The organism is Streptomyces sp. NBC_00086 (assembly GCF_026343255.1).
Classification (GTDB): Bacteria; Actinomycetota; Actinomycetes; order Streptomycetales; family Streptomycetaceae; genus Streptomyces.
The window spans coordinates 3,356,212-3,373,366 of record NZ_JAPELZ010000001.1 but is presented as its reverse complement, the minus strand read 5'-3'; the positions used below and the strand labels follow the sequence as shown (position 1 = coordinate 3,373,366).

The following is a 17,155-nucleotide window of genomic DNA, read 5'->3' as shown; positions in this document are numbered from 1 at the left end:
ACCTGCAACGACGGGTGCGGATGTCACCTTTGGTGATCATGTGGATGCTTCACGTATGAAGATCACCACTCATTGGGCTTCATGATCGTTCGTCAGGTGGTGGAGATCACAAACTCGTTGTTGTAACCCGTGTCGCAGATCACAGATGGGCGGGCATAAGATGCGCACCAGTCCGGCTTGTGAACTGCCTCACATGCGAGACGTGGGAGGCGGGGCGCGCGGCGCCGGAGCAGCGGTCCAACGGTCAAGGACGACTGGAAGGAGCGAGGAGCGTGAATGCGTACGCGCCCATCCTCGTGCTCGGCGCCCTCGGCGCAGGGTTTGCGATCTTCTCCGTGGTCATGGCCACGCTGATCGGCCCAAAACGGTACAACCGGGCAAAACTTGAAGCTTACGAGTGCGGCATCGAGCCCACTCCCATGCCGGCCGGCGGCGGTCGCTTCCCCATCAAGTACTACCTGACGGCGATGCTCTTCATCGTCTTCGACATCGAGGTTGTCTTCCTCTACCCCTGGGCGGTCACCTTCGACTCGCTGGGGATCTTCGGGCTCGTCGAGATGCTCCTCTTCGTGCTCACCGTCTTCGTCGCCTACGCCTACGTATGGCGCCGCGGCGGCCTGGAATGGGACTGAGGGGCTGAATTTCCATGGGACTGGAAGAGAAGCTGCCGAGCGGCTTTCTGCTGACCACCGTCGAACAGGCCGCGGGGTGGGTGCGCAAGGCGTCCGTCTTCCCGGCCACCTTCGGCCTGGCCTGCTGCGCCATCGAGATGATGACCACCGGAGCGGGCCGGTACGACCTGGCCCGCTTCGGCATGGAGGTCTTCCGCGGATCACCGCGCCAGGCCGACCTGATGATCGTGGCGGGCCGGGTCAGCCAGAAGATGGCGCCGGTGCTGCGGCAGGTGTACGACCAGATGCCCGCTCCCAAGTGGGTCATCTCTATGGGTGTTTGTGCGTCTTCGGGCGGAATGTTCAACAACTACGCGATCGTCCAGGGCGTCGACCACATCGTCCCCGTGGACATCTACCTGCCCGGCTGCCCGCCCCGGCCCGAGATGCTGCTCGACGCGATCCTCAAGCTCCACCAGAAGATCCAGGGCGGCAAGCTCGGCGTGAACCGGGAAGAGGCGGCCCGAGAGGCGGAGGAGGCGGCCCTCAAGGCGCTCCCCACCATTGAGATGAAGGGGCTCCTGCGGTGAGCGAGGACCCGGCCGTGCAGAACGGCCCCCAAGCCGGCAACGGCGACAACGTGCCCGCGCCCCGGGGCGCGGCCGGCCCCGAGGTGATCGGCGTCCGCAAGGGCATGTTCGGTGCCGGAGGCGGCGGCGACACCAGCGGCTACGGCGGCCTCGTGCGCACCGTGGCCCTGCCCGGCGCGAGCGCCCGCCCGTACGGCTCGTACTTCGACGAGGTCGTCGACGAGCTCGAAGGGGCGCTGGAGGAGCAGGACCTGGTCCCGGAGAACGCGATCGAGAAGGTCGTCGTGGACCGGGCGGAGCTGACCCTGCGCATCGCGCGCGAGCACCTCCTCCTCGTCGCGAAGACCCTGCGCGACGACCCGGCCCTGCGCTTCGAGCTCTGCACCGGGGTCAGCGGGGTGCACTTCCCCGACGACAAGGGCCGCGAGCTGCACGCCGTCTACCACCTGCGCTCGCTCACCCACGGCCGGCTCGTGCGGCTGGAGGTCACCGCCCCGGACGCCGACCCGCACGTCCCCTCGATCGTCTCGGTCTACCCGACGAACGACTGGCACGAGCGCGAGACGTACGACTTCTTCGGCCTGATCTTCGACGGGCACCCGGCCCTCACCCGGATCATGATGCCGGACGACTGGCAGGGCTTCCCGCAGCGCAAGGACTACCCGCTCGGCGGCATCGCCATCGAGTACAAGGGCGCCCAGATCCCGGCTCCCGACCAGCGGAGGTCGTACAGCTGATGTCCCCCAACTCGAATCACGCAGCAGATCACGCCTCCGCCAGGGAAACCACCGAAGGCACCGTCTACACCGTCACCGGCGGCGACTGGGACGAGATCGTCCAGTCGGCGGCCCGAGCCGACGACGAGCGGATCGTCGTCAACATGGGCCCCCAGCACCCCTCCACGCACGGGGTGCTCCGCCTGATCCTGGAGATCGACGGCGAGACGGTCACCGAGGCCCGCTGCGGCATCGGCTACCTCCACACCGGCATCGAGAAGAACCTCGAATACCGGAACTGGACGCAGGGCACCACCTTCGTCACGCGCATGGACTACCTGACGCCGTTCTTCAACGAGACGGCGTACTGCCTGGGCGTCGAGAAGCTGCTCGGCATCACCGACCAGATCCCGGACCGCGCCTCCGCCATCCGCGTCCTGCTGATGGAGCTCAACCGGCTCTCCTCCCACCTGGTGTGCATCGCCACCGGCGGCATGGAGCTGGGCGCGACCACGATCATGATCTACGGGTTCCGCGACCGCGAGCTGATCCTCGACGTGTTCGAGCTGATCACCGGCCTGCGCATGAACCACGCGTTCATCCGCCCCGGCGGCCTCGCGCAGGACCTGCCCCCGGGCGCCGTGGACCAGCTCCGCGAGTTCGTGAAGACCATGAAGAAGAACCTGCCGGAGTACGACAAGCTCGCCACCGGCAACCCCATCTTCAAGGCCCGCATGCAGGACGTCGGCTACCTCGACCTCACCGGCTGCATGGCGCTCGGCGCCACCGGCCCGGTCCTGCGCTCCGCCGGCCTCCCGCACGACCTGCGCAAGACGGACCCGTACTGCGGCTACGAGAACTACGAGTTCGACGTGCCGACCACCGAGTCCTGCGACTCCTACGGGCGGTTCCTGATCCGCCTGGAGGAGATGCGCCAGTCCCTGCGGATCGTCGAGCAGTGCCTGGACCGGCTGGAGCCGGGCCCGGTCATGGTCGCCGACAAGAAGATCGCCTGGCCGGCGCAGCTCGCGATGGGCCCCGACGGCCTCGGCAACTCGCTCGACCACATCAAGCAGATCATGGGCACCTCCATGGAGTCCCTCATCCACCACTTCAAGCTGGTGACCGAGGGCTTCCGGGTACCGGCCGGCCAGGCCTACGCGGCCGTGGAGTCGCCCAAGGGCGAGCTCGGCGTGCACGTCGTCTCCGACGGCGGCACCCGCCCCTACCGGGTCCACTTCCGCGACCCGTCCTTCACCAACCTGCAGGCCATGGCGGCGATGTGCGAGGGCGGCCAGATCGCCGACGTCATCGTGGCCGTCGCCTCCATCGACCCCGTGATGGGAGGCGTCGACCGATGACGGCCAATCAGCCCGTATCAGGGGTGAGCCTGGGCATGCCCCGGCTTCCGGCACCCGACTTCCCGGCCGACGTGCGCGCCCGGCTCGAAGCGGATGCGAAGGAGGTCATCGCCCGCTACCCCGACAGCCGCTCCGCGCTGCTGCCGCTGCTCCACCTCATCCAGTCCGAGGAGGGCTACGTCTCGCGCACCGGCATCCGGTTCTGCGCCGAGGTGCTGGGCCTGACGACCGCCGAGGTCACGGCCGTGGCGACCTTCTACACGATGTACCGGCGCAAGCCCTCCGGGGACTACCAGGTCGGCGTCTGTACGAACACCCTGTGCGCGGTCATGGGCGGGGACGCCATCTTCGAGGAGCTCAAGGAGCACCTCGGCGTCGGCAACAACGAGACCACCGCCGACGGCAAGGTCACCCTCGAACACATCGAGTGCAACGCGGCCTGCGACTACGCCCCCGTGGTGATGGTCAACTGGGAGTTCTTCGACAACCAGACCCCCGAGTCCGCCAAGGCCATGGTCGACGACCTGCTGGCCGGCCGGACCGTGGAGCCGACCCGGGGCGCGCCGCTGTGCACGTACAAGGAGACCGCCCGGATCCTGGCGGGCTTCCCCGACGAGCGCGAGGGCGCTGTCGAGGCCAGCGGCGGCGCGGGTCACGCGTCCCTGATCGGCCTGCGCATCGCGCGCGGCGAGGTCCCGCACACCCCGATCGTGCACCCGCGCGGCGAGGCCACCATCGAGGGAGGGGAGTGATGACCGTGTCGACCGAACTGAGTAAGAACGGCACGAGTCCGGAGAAGCTCCTCGCGCCCGTCCTGTCGGCGTTCTGGGACGAGCCGCAGTCGTGGACGCTGGAGACCTACAAGAGGCATGGCGGCTACGAGGGTCTGCGCAAGGCACTCGCCATGAGTCCGGACGAGCTCATCGCCTACGTGAAGGACTCGGGCCTGCGCGGCCGCGGCGGCGCCGGCTTCCCCACCGGCATGAAGTGGCAGTTCATCCCGCAGGGCGACGGCAAGCCGCACTACCTCGTGGTGAACGCGGACGAGTCGGAGCCGGGAACCTGCAAGGACATCCCGCTCCTCTTCGCCAACCCGCACTCCCTCATCGAGGGAATGATCATCGCCTGCTACGCGATCCGCTCGGAGCACGCCTTCATCTACCTGCGCGGCGAGACCGTGCCGGTCCTGCGCCGCCTGCACGAGGCGGTGCGCGAGGCGTACGAGGCCGGCTACCTCGGGGAGGCTGAACATCGCGACAAGAGCGGCCTCGGCAGCGGGCTGAAGCTCGACATCACCGTGCACGCGGGAGCGGGCGCCTACATCTGCGGCGAGGAAACGGCCCTCCTGGACTCCCTCGAAGGCCGGCGCGGCCAGCCCCGGCTGCGTCCGCCCTTCCCCGCGGTCGAGGGGCTCTACGCCTGCCCCACTGTCGTGAACAACGTGGAGTCCATCGCCTCGGTTCCCGCGATCCTGAACAAGGGCAAGGACTGGTTCAAGTCGATGGGGACCGAGAAGTCCCCCGGCTTCACCCTGTACTCGCTCTCCGGACACGTCGTCGGCCCCGGCCAGTACGAGGCCCCGCTCGGGATCACCCTGCGCCAGCTCCTCGACATGAGCGGCGGCATGCGACCCGGGCACCGGCTGAAGTTCTGGACCCCGGGCGGCTCCTCCACCCCGATGTTCACCGAGGAGCACCTCGACGTCCCCCTCGACTACGAGGGCGTCGGCGCGGCCGGCTCCATGCTCGGCACCAAGGCCCTGCAGTGCTTCGACGAGACGACCTGCGTGGTGCGGGCGGTGACCCGCTGGACCGAGTTCTACGCCCACGAGTCCTGCGGCAAGTGCACGCCCTGCCGCGAAGGCACGTACTGGCTGGTCCAGTTGCTCCGCGACATCGAAGCGGGCAAGGGGGTCATGTCCGACCTCGACAAGCTGGGCGACATCGCCGACAACATCAACGGCAAGTCGTTCTGCGCGCTCGGCGACGGCGCCGCCAGCCCCATCTTCTCCTCGCTCAAGTACTTCCGCGCGGAGTACGAGCAGCACATCACGGGCAAGGGCTGCCCCTTCGACCCCAAGAAGTCGACCCTCTGGGCCGACACGGAGGTGACCGCATGACCGTGACCACTACGGCAGCCTCCGGCGGCGGAGAGGCAGCGGTCCCGCCGCAGGACCAGATCTCCCTGACCATCGACGGCATCGAACTGTCGGTGCCCAAGGGGACCCTGGTCATCCGGGCCGCCGAACAGCTCGGCATCGAGATCCCCCGGTTCTGCGACCACCCCCTCCTCTCCCCGGCCGGCGCCTGCCGCCAGTGCATCGTCGAGGTCGAGGGCCAGCGCAAGCCGATGGCCTCCTGCACCATCACCTGCACCGACGGCATGGTCGTCAAGACGCAGCTGACCTCCCCGGTCGCCGACAAGGCCCAGCGCGGGGTGATGGAGCTGCTGCTCATCAACCACCCGCTGGACTGCCCGGTCTGCGACAAGGGCGGCGAGTGCCCGCTGCAGAACCAGGCGATGTCCCACGGCAACGCCGAGTCGCGGTTCGAGGGCAAGAAGCGCACCTACGAGAAGCCCGTCCCGATCTCCACGCAGGTGCTGCTGGACCGCGAGCGCTGCGTGCTCTGCGCCCGCTGCACCCGCTTCTCCAACGAGATCGCCGGCGACCCGATGATCGAACTCCTGGAGCGCGGCGCGCTCCAGCAGGTCGGCACCGGCGAGGACGACCCCTTCGAGTCGTACTTCTCCGGCAACACCATCCAGATCTGCCCGGTCGGCGCCCTCACCTCGGCCGCCTACCGGTTCCGCTCCCGCCCCTTCGACCTCGTCTCCTCCCCGAGCGTGTGCGAGCACTGCGCGGGCGGCTGCGCGACGCGCACCGACCACCGCCGCGGCAAGGTGCTGCGCCGGCTGGCCGCGGAGGACCCCGAGGTCAACGAGGAGTGGATCTGCGACAAGGGCCGCTTCGGGTTCCGCTACGCACAGCGCCCCGACCGGCTCACCACCCCGCTGGTGCGCGGCACCGACGGGGTCCTCGCCCCGGCGAGCTGGCCCGAGGCCCTGGAGGCCGCGGCCAACGGGCTCGCCGCCGCGCGCGGCCGCGCCGGAGTGCTGACCGGCGGCCGCCTCACCGTCGAGGACGCCTACGCGTACGCCAAGTTCGCCCGGGTCGTGCTCGACACCAACGACATCGACTTCCGGGCCCGCGTGCACAGCGCGGAGGAGACCGAGTTCCTGGCCGCCTCCGTCGCCGGCACCGGCAAGGACCTCGACGGGCACGGCGTCACGAACGCCTCGCTGGAGGCGGCCCCGGCCGTGCTCCTCGTCGGCATCGAGGCCGAGGAGGAGGCCCCCGGCGTCTTCCTGCGGCTGCGCAAGGCCCACCGCAAGCACAAGCAGCGGACCTTCGCCCTCGCCCCGTTCGCCACGCGCGGCCTGGAGAAGGCGGGCGGCACCCTGCTGGCCGCCGCCCCCGGCACCGAGCCCGAGTGGCTGAACGCCCTGGCCTCCGACACCGGCCTGGAGGACGGCGGCCAGGCCGCCTCCGACGCGCTGCGCCTGCCCGGCGCCGTCATCGTGGTCGGGGAGCGCCTCGCGGGCGTGCCCGGCGCGCTGACCGCGGCCGTACGGGTCGCGGGCGCCACCGGCGCCACCCTGGTGTGGATCCCGCGCCGGGCCGGAGAGCGGGCCGCCGTCGAGGCGGGCGCACTGCCGTCCCTGCTGCCGGGCGCCCGCCCCGCCACCGACCCGCGCGCCCGCGACGAGGTCGCCGCCGCCTGGGGCCTGGACGAGCTGCCGCACCGCTACGGCCGCGACACCGGCCAGATCGTCGAGGCCGCCGCCACCCGGGAGCTCTCCGCCCTGCTGGTCGCGGGCGTCGAGCTCGCCGACCTGCCGGACCCGGCCCGCGCCAGGGCCGCGCTCCAGGAGGCCTTCGTGGTCTCCCTGGAACTGCGGCCCAGCGAGGTCACCGACCACGCCGACGTGGTCTTCCCGGTCGCGGCCGTCGCCGAGAAGCCGGGCGCCTTCATCAACTGGGAGGGCAGGGTCCGGCCGTTCGAGGCCGCGCTCAAGCCCGAGCAGATGACCCGGCGCCTCGCCCCCGCCGACTCCCGCGTGCTGCACATGCTGGCCGACGCGGCCGACCGCCCGATCGCCCTGCCCGACGTACACGCCGTACGGCAGGAGATCGACCGGCTCGGCCCGTGGGCCGGGGAGCGCGCCGCCGGACAGTCCGGGGACCGGGAGCTGCTGCCCCGTCCCGGCGCGGGCGAGGCCGTCCTCGCCGGACACCGCCTCCTCCTCGACCAGGGCCTGCTGCAGGACGGCGACGAGGCCCTGGCCGGCACCCGGCACGAGGCCAGCGCCCGTCTCTCGGCCGCCACGGCCGCCGAGACCGGCGTCAAGAACGGCGACGTCCTCAGCGTGACCGGCCCCGCCGGCTCCGTGGAACTGCCGCTGCGCATCACCGAGATGCCCGACCGGGTGGTCTGGCTCCCGATGAACTCCACCGGCTCCGGGGTCCTCGCCGACACCGGAGCCCGCCCGGGGGCCCTGGTCCGCATCGGCCCGGCCACCCCCGCCGACACCAGCGACTCCCCTGCGGAGGTGGGCGCGTGAACACCGTTCAGATCGCCGCCGAAGACCTCTCCCTGTTCGGCAGGGACGTCTGGTGGCTCGTCGTCGTCAAGGCGGTGTTCTGCTTCGCCTTCCTGATGGTGACCGTGCTCTTCTCCATCGTGTGGGAGCGCAAGGTCGTCGCCTGGATGCAGCTGCGCATCGGCCCCAACCGGCACGGGCCCTGGGGCATGCTCCAGTCGCTCGCCGACGGCGTGAAGCTGATGCTCAAGGAAGACCTGATCGTCAAGCGGGCCGACAAGGTCGTCTACGTCCTGGCCCCGATCATCGCGGCGATCCCGGCCTTCATGGCCATCGCGGTGATCCCCTTCGGTCCCTCGGGCAACGAGGTCTCCATCTTCGGCCAGCGCACCACGATGCAGCTGACCGACCTGCCCATCGCGATGCTCTACATCCTCGCGGTGGCCTCGGTCGGCATCTACGGCATCGTGCTGGCCGGCTGGTCCTCCGGCTCCACGTACCCGCTCCTCGGCGGCCTGCGCTCCTGCGCGCAGATGATCTCGTACGAGATCGCGATGGGCGCGGCCTTCGCCTCGGTCTTCCTCTACTCCGGGTCGATGTCGACCTCGGCGATCGTCGAAGCCCAGGCGGACCGCTGGTACATCATCCTGCTGCCGGTCTCCTTCATCATCTACGTCATCACGATGGTCGGCGAGACGAACCGCGCCCCCTTCGACATGCCGGAGTCCGAGGGCGACCTGGTCGGCGGCTTCAACACCGAGTACTCCTCGATCAAGTTCGCGCTGTTCATGCTCGCCGAGTACGTCAACATGGTCACCGTCTCCGCGGTCTCCGTCACCCTCTTCCTGGGCGGCTGGCGGGCCCCGGCGCCGATCTCCACGTACTGGGAGGGCGCGAACCACGGCTGGTGGCCGATGCTCTGGTTCGTCCTCAAGGTCCAGCTGCTGCTGTTCTTCTTCATCTGGCTCCGCGGCACGCTCCCGCGCGTGCGCTACGACCAGCTGATGAAGCTCGGCTGGAAGGTGCTCATCCCGGTCTCCGTGGTGTGGCTGATGCTGGTCGCCACCGTCCGGGCGCTGCGCAACGAGAACTACGACTTCCAGGAGATCGTGCTCTACGTCGGCGGCGGGGTCATCGCGCTCCTGCTGCTGTCCTTCGTCGCGGACCTGTTCCGCGACAAGAAGGAGAAGACGGCTCTCGCGGACGCCGAACTGGCGGCCGCCGCCGAACCCTTCGACCCCCTGGCGGGCGGATTCCCCGTACCGCCCAAGCCCGGCCAGCACCTGGCACCCGTACCGCGCAGGCGGCCCCGCAGTGAGCGGGAGCTCATTGTCAGTGGCGCGGCGAATACTGACAGTGACCGAGAGGAGGGTGCTGAGAATGTCTGACAAGTCTGACGCCGAGCAGGGCGAGAAGTGGCAGAACCCGGTGGCCGGCTTCGGCGTGACCTTCAAGGCCATGTTCAAGAAGCGCCTCACCGAGCAGTACCCGGAGCAGGAAAAGACCACCGCACCCCGCTTCCACGGGCGGCACCAGCTCAACCGCCACCCGGACGGTCTGGAGAAGTGCATCGGGTGCGAACTGTGTGCCTGGGCCTGTCCCGCCGACGCGATCTACGTCGAGGGCGCGGACAACACCGAGGAGGAGCGCTACTCCCCGGGTGAGCGGTACGGCCGGGTCTACCAGATCAACTACGCCCGCTGCATCCTGTGCGGGCTGTGCGTCGAGGCGTGCCCGACCAGGGCGCTGACCATGACGAACGAGTTCGAACTGGCCGACTCCAGCCGCGAAGCGCTCATCTACACCAAGGAGCAGCTGCTCTCCGGGCTCACCGAGGGCATGGTCGAGGCACCGCACTCGATCTTCCCCGGCACCGACGACACGGACTACTACCGCGGGCTGGTGACCGGGGCGGCTCCCGGCACGGTCCGCCAGGTGGCCGTCTCCAAGGGCGAGACCGCTCCCGAAGACGCTTCCGAGGGGGTGGGGGCGTGAGCGCCATCGCCGCGGCCTCCCTCACCTCCACCGGTGAGGCGGCCCAGTTCTGGATCCTCGGCACGGTCGCCGTCATCGGCGCGCTGGCCACGATCCTGATGAAGAAGGCCGTGCACAGCGCGCTGAGCCTGGCCGGGACGATGATCATCCTGGCGGTCTTCTACCTCGCCAACGGGGCGTACTTCCTCGGCATCGTCCAGGTCGTCGTCTACACCGGCGCGATCATGATGCTCTTCCTCTTCGTCGTCATGCTCGTCGGCGTCACCGCCGCGGACTCGCTGACCGAGACCATCAAGGGGCAGCGCTGGCTGGCCGCCCTGTGCGGACTCGGCTTCGGCATCCTGCTCATCGCGGGCATCGGCAACGCCAAGCTCACCCACTTCAACGGACTCGGCCGGATCAACTCCGGCGGGCACGTCGAGGGCCTGGCCACGCTGATCTTCACCAAGTACGTGTTCGCCTTCGAGATCACCGGCGCCCTGCTGATCACGGCGGCCATCGGCGCGATGGTGCTCACCCACCGCGAGCGCACCGAGCGGGCCGCCACCCAGCGCGAGCTCGCCGAGCGCCGCGTACGCGAGGGCGTACAGCTCCCGCCGCTGCCCGCACCCGGCGTCTACGCCCGGCACAACGCCGTGGACGTCGCGGGCCTGCTGCCGGACGGCACCCCCTCCGAGCTCACCGTCAACCAGACGCTGCGCGCCCGCGGCCAGATCAGGGACGTCTCCGGCAAGGCCCTGGACGACCTGAAGGCCCTGGAGCAGCGGTCGTCCGAGCGGCTCGGCCGTGAGGAGGCCTCGAAGTGAACCCGGTCAACTACCTGTACCTGTCCGCGCTGCTGTTCACCATCGGTGCGGCGGGCGTCCTGATCCGGAAGAACGCGATCGTGCTGTTCATGTGCGTCGAGCTCATGCTCAACGCCTGCAACCTCGCCTTCGTCACCTTCTCCCGGATGCACGGCAACCTCGACGGCCAGATCATCGCGTTCTTCACGATGGTCGTCGCCGCCGCCGAGGTCGTGGTGGGCCTCGCGATCATCGTGTCGCTGTTCCGTACCCGCCACTCGGCCTCGGTCGACGACGCCAGCCTGATGAAGCTGTAAGGGGTCGCTGTGGAGAACATGATCGCGCTGCTGGTAGCAGCGCCCCTGCTCGGAGCGGTGGTGCTGCTCTGCGGCGGCCGCCGTCTCGACAAGACCGGCCACTGGATCGGCACGCTGCTCGCCGCCGTCTCCTTCGGCATCGGCCTCACCCTCTTCGCCGACATGCTCGGCAAGGGAGCCGAGGACCGGACCTTCCACCAGCGGCTGTTCAGCTGGATCCCGGTGGAGGGCTTCCAGGCCGACATCGGCTTCCAGCTCGACCAGCTGTCGATGACCTTCGTCCTGCTGATCTCCGGGGTGGGCACGCTCATCCACGTGTACTCCATCGGGTACATGGAGCACGACGAGCGCCGCCGCCGCTTCTTCGGCTACCTCAACCTCTTCGTCGCCGCGATGCTGCTCCTGGTCATCGCCGACAACTACCTCCTGCTGTACGTCGGCTGGGAGGGCGTGGGCCTCGCCTCGTACCTCCTCATCGGCTTCTGGCAGCACAAGCCCAGCGCGGCCACCGCCGCGAAGAAGGCCTTCCTGGTCAACCGGGTCGGCGACATGGGCCTTTCGATCGCCATCATGCTGATGTTCACCACCTTCGGAACCTTCGCCTTCGGCCCGGTCCTCGGATCGGTGTCCGAGGCCGGCGAGGGCAAGCTGACGGCGATCGCCCTGATGCTGCTGCTCGCCGCGTGCGGCAAGTCGGCCCAGGTGCCGCTGCAGTCCTGGCTCGGCGACGCGATGGAGGGCCCGACCCCGGTCTCGGCCCTCATCCACGCGGCGACGATGGTGACGGCGGGCGTGTACTTGATCGTCCGCTCGGGCGCCATCTTCAACGGGGCCCCGGACGCGCAGACCGCGGTGGTCGTGGTCGGCGCCGTCACGCTCCTCTTCGGTGCGATCGTCGGTTGCGCCAAGGACGACATCAAGAAGGCCCTCGCCGGCTCGACGATGTCGCAGATCGGCTACATGATCCTGGCGGCCGGCCTCGGCCCCATCGGGTACGTGTTCGCGATCATGCACCTGGTCACGCACGGGTTCTTCAAGGCGGGCCTCTTCCTCGGCGCCGGTTCCGTGATGCACGGGATGAACGACGAGGTCGACATGCGCAAGTACGGCGGCCTGCGCAAGTACATGCCGGTGACTTTCGTGACCTTCGGGCTGGGGTACCTCGCCATCATCGGCTTCCCGGGCCTGTCGGGCTTCTTCTCGAAGGACATGATCATCGAGGCCGCCTTCGCGAAGGGCGGCACCCAGGGCTGGATCCTCGGCGGGGTGACCCTGCTGGGCGCGGCGATCACCGCCTTCTACATGACCCGCGTCATGCTCCTCACCTTCTTCGGCGAGAAGCGCTGGCAGCCGAACGCGGAAGGCCACGCGCCGCACCCGCACGAGTCCCCGAAGTCCATGACCATCCCGATGATCATCCTGGCCTTCGGCTCGGTCTTCGCGGGCGGCTTCTTCGGGATCGGCGACCGCTTCCTGCACTGGCTGGAGCCCGTCACCGGACACCAGCACGGACACCCGCCGATCAGCGCGCTGACGGTGACGCTGGCCACCATGGTGGTCCTCGTCATCGGCGTCGCCATCGCCTGGGTGATGTACGGCAGGAAGCCCGTCCCGGTCGTCGCCCCGCGCGGCTCGCTCCTCACCCGGGCGGCCCGACGGGACCTCTACCAGGACGACTTCAACCACGTGGTCCTGGTCCGCGGCGGGGAGCACCTGACCCGCTCCCTCGTCTACGTCGACCACAGCCTGGTCGACGGCGTGGTCAACGGGACGGCCGCCGGAGTCGGCGGGCTGTCGGGCCGGCTGCGCAAGCTGCAGAACGGCTACGCCCGCAGCTACGCGGTCTCGATGTTCGGAGGCACGGCGATCCTGATCGCCGCGACCCTGCTGATGAGGGCGGTGTGAGATGAGTTTCCCGCTTCTGACGGTGACGGCCGCGGTCCCCGCGGTCGGTGCGATCCTGACGGCGGCCGTCCCGGCCGCCCGCCGGACCGCCGCCAAATGGCTCGCCCTGTTCTTCTCACTGGCGACCCTGGCCCTGGCCGTGCTCGTCGCGGTCCGCTTCGAGCCCGGTGGCGACCGCTACCAGCTCACCGAATCGCGTTCCTGGATCGCGGACTTCGGCGTCCGCTACGAACTGGGCGTCGACGGCATCGGGGTGGTGCTGATCGCACTCACCGCGCTGCTCATCCCCTTCGTGATCGCGGCGGGCTGGCACGACGCCGACCCGCTGGAGACGCACTCTTCCCGCTGGCGGCCGACCCAGGGCTTCTTCGCCCTGATCCTGCTGGTCGAGGCGATGGTGATCATCTCCTTCGAGGCCACCGACGTCTTCCTCTTCTACATCTTCTTCGAAGCCATGCTCATCCCGATGTACTTCCTCATCGGCGGCTTCGGTGACCGGGCGCACTCCGGGTCCGATGAGAACGCGGCCGCGCAGCGCTCGTACGCGGCGGTCAAGTTCCTCCTCTACAACCTGGTCGGCGGCCTGATCATGCTGGCCGCCGTCATCGGGCTGTACGTGGTCGCCGGGAACTTCTCGCTCCAGGAGATCGCCGCCGCCCGCGCCGCGGGCACGCTCGACATGGCGACCAACACCGAGCGCTGGCTGTTCCTCGGCTTCTTCTTCGCCTTCGCGGTGAAGGCCCCGCTCTGGCCGCTGCACACCTGGCTGCCGAACGCGATGGGCGAGGCCACGGCCCCGGTCGCCGTCCTGATCACCGCAGTCGTCGACAAGGTCGGCACCTTCGCGATGCTCCGCTTCTGCCTCGGGCTCTTCCCCGAGGCCAGCAAGTGGGCCACACCGGTGATCCTCGTCCTCGCCCTGATCAGCATCGTCTACGGCGCGCTGGTCGCCTGCGGGCAGCGGGACATCAAGCGGCTGGTGGCGTACGCCTCCATCTCGCACTTCGGCTTCATCATCCTGGGCATCTTCGCGATGACCTCCCAGGGCCAGTCGGGCGCGACGCTCTACATGGTGAACCACGGGCTCTCGACGGCGGCGCTCATGCTGGTCGCCGGCTTCCTGATCTCGCGGCGCGGCTCCCGGCTCATCGCCGACTACGGCGGCGTGCAGAAGGTGGCCCCGGTCCTGGCCGGCACCTTCCTCATCGGTGGCCTCGCGACCCTGTCGCTCCCCGGCCTCGCCCCGTTCGTCAGCGAGTTCCTGGTCCTGGTCGGCACGTTCGCCCGGTACCCGGTCGTCGGCATCATCGCCACCTTCGGCATCGTGCTGGCGGCGCTCTACACGCTGGTCCTCTACCAGCGCACCATGACCGGTCCGGTCAAGGAGGAGGTCCGCACCATGCCGGACCTGCGCCTGCGGGAGGTCCTGGTGGTCGCCCCGCTGATCGCGCTGCTGATCGGACTGGGCGTCTACCCGAAGGTCCTGACCGACATCGTCAACCCGGCGGTGAAGCACACCATGTCGGACGTCAAGCAGACGGATCCGAAGCCCGAGGTGGCCGTCGAAGCGAAGCACACCGAGAATGGGGAGGCGGCCAAGTGAGCACCCTGACTGCTGCCCAGAGCCTGCTGCCGAACCTGGCGGCCGCGGCGCCGATCGACAAGATCCCGGCCCCGCAGATCGAGTACGCCCAGCTGTCGCCCACGCTCATCGTGCTGGGCGCGGCCATCATCGGAGTCCTCGTAGAGGCCTTCGTCCCGCGCAAGGCCCGTTACTACACGCAGGTGTTCCTCGCCGTCGCCGCGCTGGCCTCGGCCTTCGCGGCGGTCGTCGGACTCGCCGCCGGCGGGTACGGCAGCACCAAGGCGCACATCGCGGCCATGGGCGCCATCGCCGTCGACGGCCCGGCGCTCTTCCTGCAGGGCACCATCATCCTGGCCTCGATCGTGGCGATCTTCACCTTCGCCGAGCGGCGTCTGGACCCGGCCGCCCACGGCAACCGGGTGGACTCCTTCGCCGCACAGGCGGCGTCCGTACCGGGCAGCGAGAGCGAGAAGGAAGCCGTCAAGGCGGGCTTCGCCACCACCGAGGTCTTCCCGCTCGCGCTGTTCGCGGTCGCCGGGATGCTGATCTTCCCCGCGGCCAACGACCTGCTGACGCTCTTCGTGGCCCTGGAGGTCTTCTCCCTCCCGCTGTACCTGCTCTGCGCCCTCGCCCGCCGCCAGCGGCTGATGTCGCAGGAGGCGGCCGTCAAGTACTTCCTGCTCGGCGCCTTCTCCTCCGCCTTCCTCCTCTTCGGCATCGCGCTCGTGTACGGCTACGCGGGCTCGGTCTCGTACGCGACGATCGCGGAGGTCGTCGACGGCACCGTGGCGAACATCGACCCGGCGCTCGCCGACACGATGGGCAACGACGCGCTGCTGCTGATCGGCGGCGCGCTGATCCTGATGGGCCTGCTCTTCAAGGTCGGCGCGGTCCCCTTCCACATGTGGACCCCGGACGTCTACCAGGGCGCCCCCACCCCGGTCACCGGCTTCATGGCGGCGGCGACGAAGGTGGCGGCGTTCGGCGCGCTCCTGCGCCTGCTGTACGTGGTGCTGCCCGGCCTGCGGTGGGACTGGCGGCCGGTCATGTGGGGCGTCGCGATCGTCACGATGCTGGCGGGAGCGGTCATCGCCGTCACCCAGACCGACGTCAAGCGGCTCCTCGCCTACTCCTCGATCGCGCACGCCGGCTTCATCCTGGCCGGTGTGATCGCCACCTCGGCGGAGGGCATCCAGTCCGTCCTCTTCTACCTGGGCGCGTACTCCTTCGTGACGATCGGCGCCTTCGCGGTGGTCACGCTGGTGCGCGACGCGGGGGGCGAGGCCACGCACCTGTCCAAGTGGGCGGGGCTGGGACGTCGTTCGCCGCTGACCGCGGCGGTCTTCGCGGTCTTCCTGCTCGCCTTCGCGGGCATCCCGCTGACCTCCGGCTTCTCCGGCAAGTTCGCCGTGTTCAAGGCGGCGGCGGAGGGGGGCGCGGGAGCGCTGGTCGTGGTCGGTGTCATCTCGTCCGCGATCGCCGCGTTCTTCTACATCCGGGTGATCGTCCTGATGTTCTTCAGCGAGCCGAAGGCGGACGGCCCGACGGTCGCCGTGCCGTCCCCGCTGACGATGACGACGATCGCGGTGGGTGTCGCGGTCACGGTGGTGCTGGGTGTGGCTCCGCAGTACTTCTTGGATCTGGCGGGGAGCGCGAGCACGTTCGTGCGCTGACCGTACGGAGTACGGCCTGGGCCCGGCTTCCCCTTGTGGGGGCCGGGCCCTTTCCTTTGCCGTGCGGATTGCCCCGGGGGTCAGTGGGGGTGGGGTGCGGGGGTGGTGGTTTTGGGGCAGGTCAGGGCCGGGTTCCAGTTGTGGAAGCGGCCGGCCGGGTTGTCGCGGTACGCCCACAAGTGGAGGTCGTAGTGCTTGGGCATCCCCGCCCAGTGGCCCGGCATGGGTCCGTCGAAGGGCAGCCCGAACATGCTCGGGCGGTCGTCGGTGGTCTTGAAGTCCTGGTCCCGGTCGACGGACATCCACTCCACGGCCTCCAGCTTGCGGCGGCCGTGCTCGTCCTTCTCGGTGCTGTAGAGCAGGGCCGCCGGCTTGCCGGGATCCGTCGAACCCCAGTAGGCCTCCTTGACGTAGTGGTAGCCCATGGAGCCGACCCCGAACGGGTTGGTCATGCACTCCGTGCCGTGCGGCACGTACCCGTCCTTCAGGGCCTGCTGCTCGTCCGCGTACTTGGCCGATACCCGGATCGCCGTCGCCATGTCGCGCATCGCCTTCGCGTTCTTCGGGTCGGGCGCGGGGCCGTCGACTCCGTGGGCGGGGGCGGTGGCGGTGGCGGCCAGCCCGAGGGATATGGCGGCCGCGCAGGTCAGGAAGGCCTTGCGGGGGCGGAGAGGCATGGGGACTCCTGCCGTTCGGGGACTTTCGTCCACCATCCCGGCGTGGCGGCGGGGCTGCACGTGGCGGGGCTCCGAACGGGGGTCGTCTGGTGCGGCGCCGTTGCCGGGGACCAGTCCCCGGACCCCTGCGCCTCAAACGCCGGCGGGGCTGGGGGTGGTCTGGGTGCGGGCTGGCTGCGTCGGGTGGGTCGGTGCCGGGGGGGGGGTGGGGTGTCGGCCTGGACTGCATGATTTAGGCGCCCTCTCCTGAACTCCGACAGGGCGCGGCCTGTACCTGCGCCACAAATCACGCTCTACGTCCAGGCCGACACCCCACCCCGCCCCCGTCCCCGACCCCG

General features: G+C 69.5%; 15 protein-coding genes. 14 read left to right on the top strand and 1 reads right to left on the bottom strand.

The window, feature by feature from the left end; genetic code table 11:
* Window positions 1-272: 272 nt before the first annotated feature.
* The 14 genes from OG276_RS14925 to nuoN are packed head-to-tail and all read left to right on the top strand — an operon-like array spanning window position 273 to window position 16,140.
* Entirely contained in the window at window positions 273-632 is a 360-nt protein-coding gene (locus OG276_RS14925) for an NADH-quinone oxidoreductase subunit A (RefSeq protein WP_030010013.1), read from the top strand.
* A gap of 14 nt (window positions 633-646) precedes the next feature.
* Entirely contained in the window at window positions 647-1,201 is a 555-nt protein-coding gene (locus OG276_RS14920) for an NADH-quinone oxidoreductase subunit B family protein (protein ID WP_243339941.1), read from the top strand.
* Window positions 1,198-1,938, top strand: coding sequence for an NADH-quinone oxidoreductase subunit C (locus OG276_RS14915; protein WP_266905649.1), 741 nt, complete (start codon window positions 1,198-1,200; stop codon window positions 1,936-1,938). The genes OG276_RS14920 and OG276_RS14915 overlap by 4 nt, the downstream gene beginning before the upstream one ends.
* The gene (locus tag OG276_RS14910) at window positions 1,938-3,278 is read left to right on the top strand and encodes an NADH-quinone oxidoreductase subunit D (protein ID WP_266905647.1); all 1,341 of its coding nucleotides are present in this window, start codon (window positions 1,938-1,940) and stop codon (window positions 3,276-3,278) included. The genes OG276_RS14915 and OG276_RS14910 overlap by 1 nt, the downstream gene beginning before the upstream one ends.
* 35 nt (window positions 3,279-3,313) lie before the next feature.
* Entirely contained in the window at window positions 3,314-4,030 is a 717-nt protein-coding gene (gene nuoE, locus OG276_RS14905; protein ID WP_266912818.1) for an NADH-quinone oxidoreductase subunit NuoE, read from the top strand.
* The gene (nuoF, locus tag OG276_RS14900) at window positions 4,030-5,397 is read left to right on the top strand and encodes an NADH-quinone oxidoreductase subunit NuoF (RefSeq protein ID WP_266905644.1); all 1,368 of its coding nucleotides are present in this window, start codon (window positions 4,030-4,032) and stop codon (window positions 5,395-5,397) included. The genes nuoE and nuoF overlap by 1 nt, the downstream gene beginning before the upstream one ends.
* Window positions 5,394-7,901, top strand: coding sequence for an NADH-quinone oxidoreductase subunit G (locus tag OG276_RS14895; RefSeq protein WP_266905642.1), 2,508 nt, complete (start codon window positions 5,394-5,396; stop codon window positions 7,899-7,901). The genes nuoF and OG276_RS14895 overlap by 4 nt, the downstream gene beginning before the upstream one ends.
* Complete coding sequence (nuoH, locus tag OG276_RS14890; RefSeq protein WP_266905640.1) at window positions 7,898-9,268, top strand: NADH-quinone oxidoreductase subunit NuoH; 1,371 nt, start codon at window positions 7,898-7,900, stop codon at window positions 9,266-9,268. Before OG276_RS14895 ends, nuoH begins: the two co-directional genes overlap by 4 nt.
* Window positions 9,261-9,875, top strand: coding sequence for an NADH-quinone oxidoreductase subunit NuoI (nuoI, locus tag OG276_RS14885; protein ID WP_266905638.1), 615 nt, complete (start codon window positions 9,261-9,263; stop codon window positions 9,873-9,875). Before nuoH ends, nuoI begins: the two co-directional genes overlap by 8 nt.
* Window positions 9,872-10,681, top strand: coding sequence for an NADH-quinone oxidoreductase subunit J (locus OG276_RS14880; protein WP_266905636.1), 810 nt, complete (start codon window positions 9,872-9,874; stop codon window positions 10,679-10,681). The genes nuoI and OG276_RS14880 overlap by 4 nt, the downstream gene beginning before the upstream one ends.
* Complete coding sequence (nuoK, locus tag OG276_RS14875; RefSeq protein WP_112449176.1) at window positions 10,678-10,977, top strand: NADH-quinone oxidoreductase subunit NuoK; 300 nt, start codon at window positions 10,678-10,680, stop codon at window positions 10,975-10,977. Before OG276_RS14880 ends, nuoK begins: the two co-directional genes overlap by 4 nt.
* Before the next feature lie 9 nt (window positions 10,978-10,986).
* Window positions 10,987-12,882, top strand: coding sequence for an NADH-quinone oxidoreductase subunit L (gene nuoL, locus OG276_RS14870; RefSeq protein ID WP_266905633.1), 1,896 nt, complete (start codon window positions 10,987-10,989; stop codon window positions 12,880-12,882).
* Window position 12,883: 1 nt separating this feature from the next.
* Window positions 12,884-14,485 carry an NADH-quinone oxidoreductase subunit M gene (locus tag OG276_RS14865; protein WP_266905631.1) on the top strand — a complete coding sequence of 534 codons (1,602 nt, stop codon included), beginning with the start codon at window positions 12,884-12,886 and terminating at the stop codon, window positions 14,483-14,485.
* 35 nt (window positions 14,486-14,520) lie between these two features.
* Window positions 14,521-16,140, top strand: a complete 1,620-nt coding sequence (gene nuoN / locus OG276_RS14860) for an NADH-quinone oxidoreductase subunit NuoN (RefSeq protein ID WP_266912816.1) — start codon at window positions 14,521-14,523, stop codon at window positions 16,138-16,140.
* An 80-nt stretch (window positions 16,141-16,220) separates the two neighbouring features.
* Here nuoN and OG276_RS14855 read toward each other — a convergent pair whose 3' ends face one another.
* A complete protein-coding gene (locus tag OG276_RS14855; protein ID WP_266905629.1) occupies window positions 16,221-16,817 on the bottom strand; it encodes a hypothetical protein in 597 nt (198 codons plus the stop codon).
* Between the last annotated feature and the right edge of the window lie 338 nt (window positions 16,818-17,155).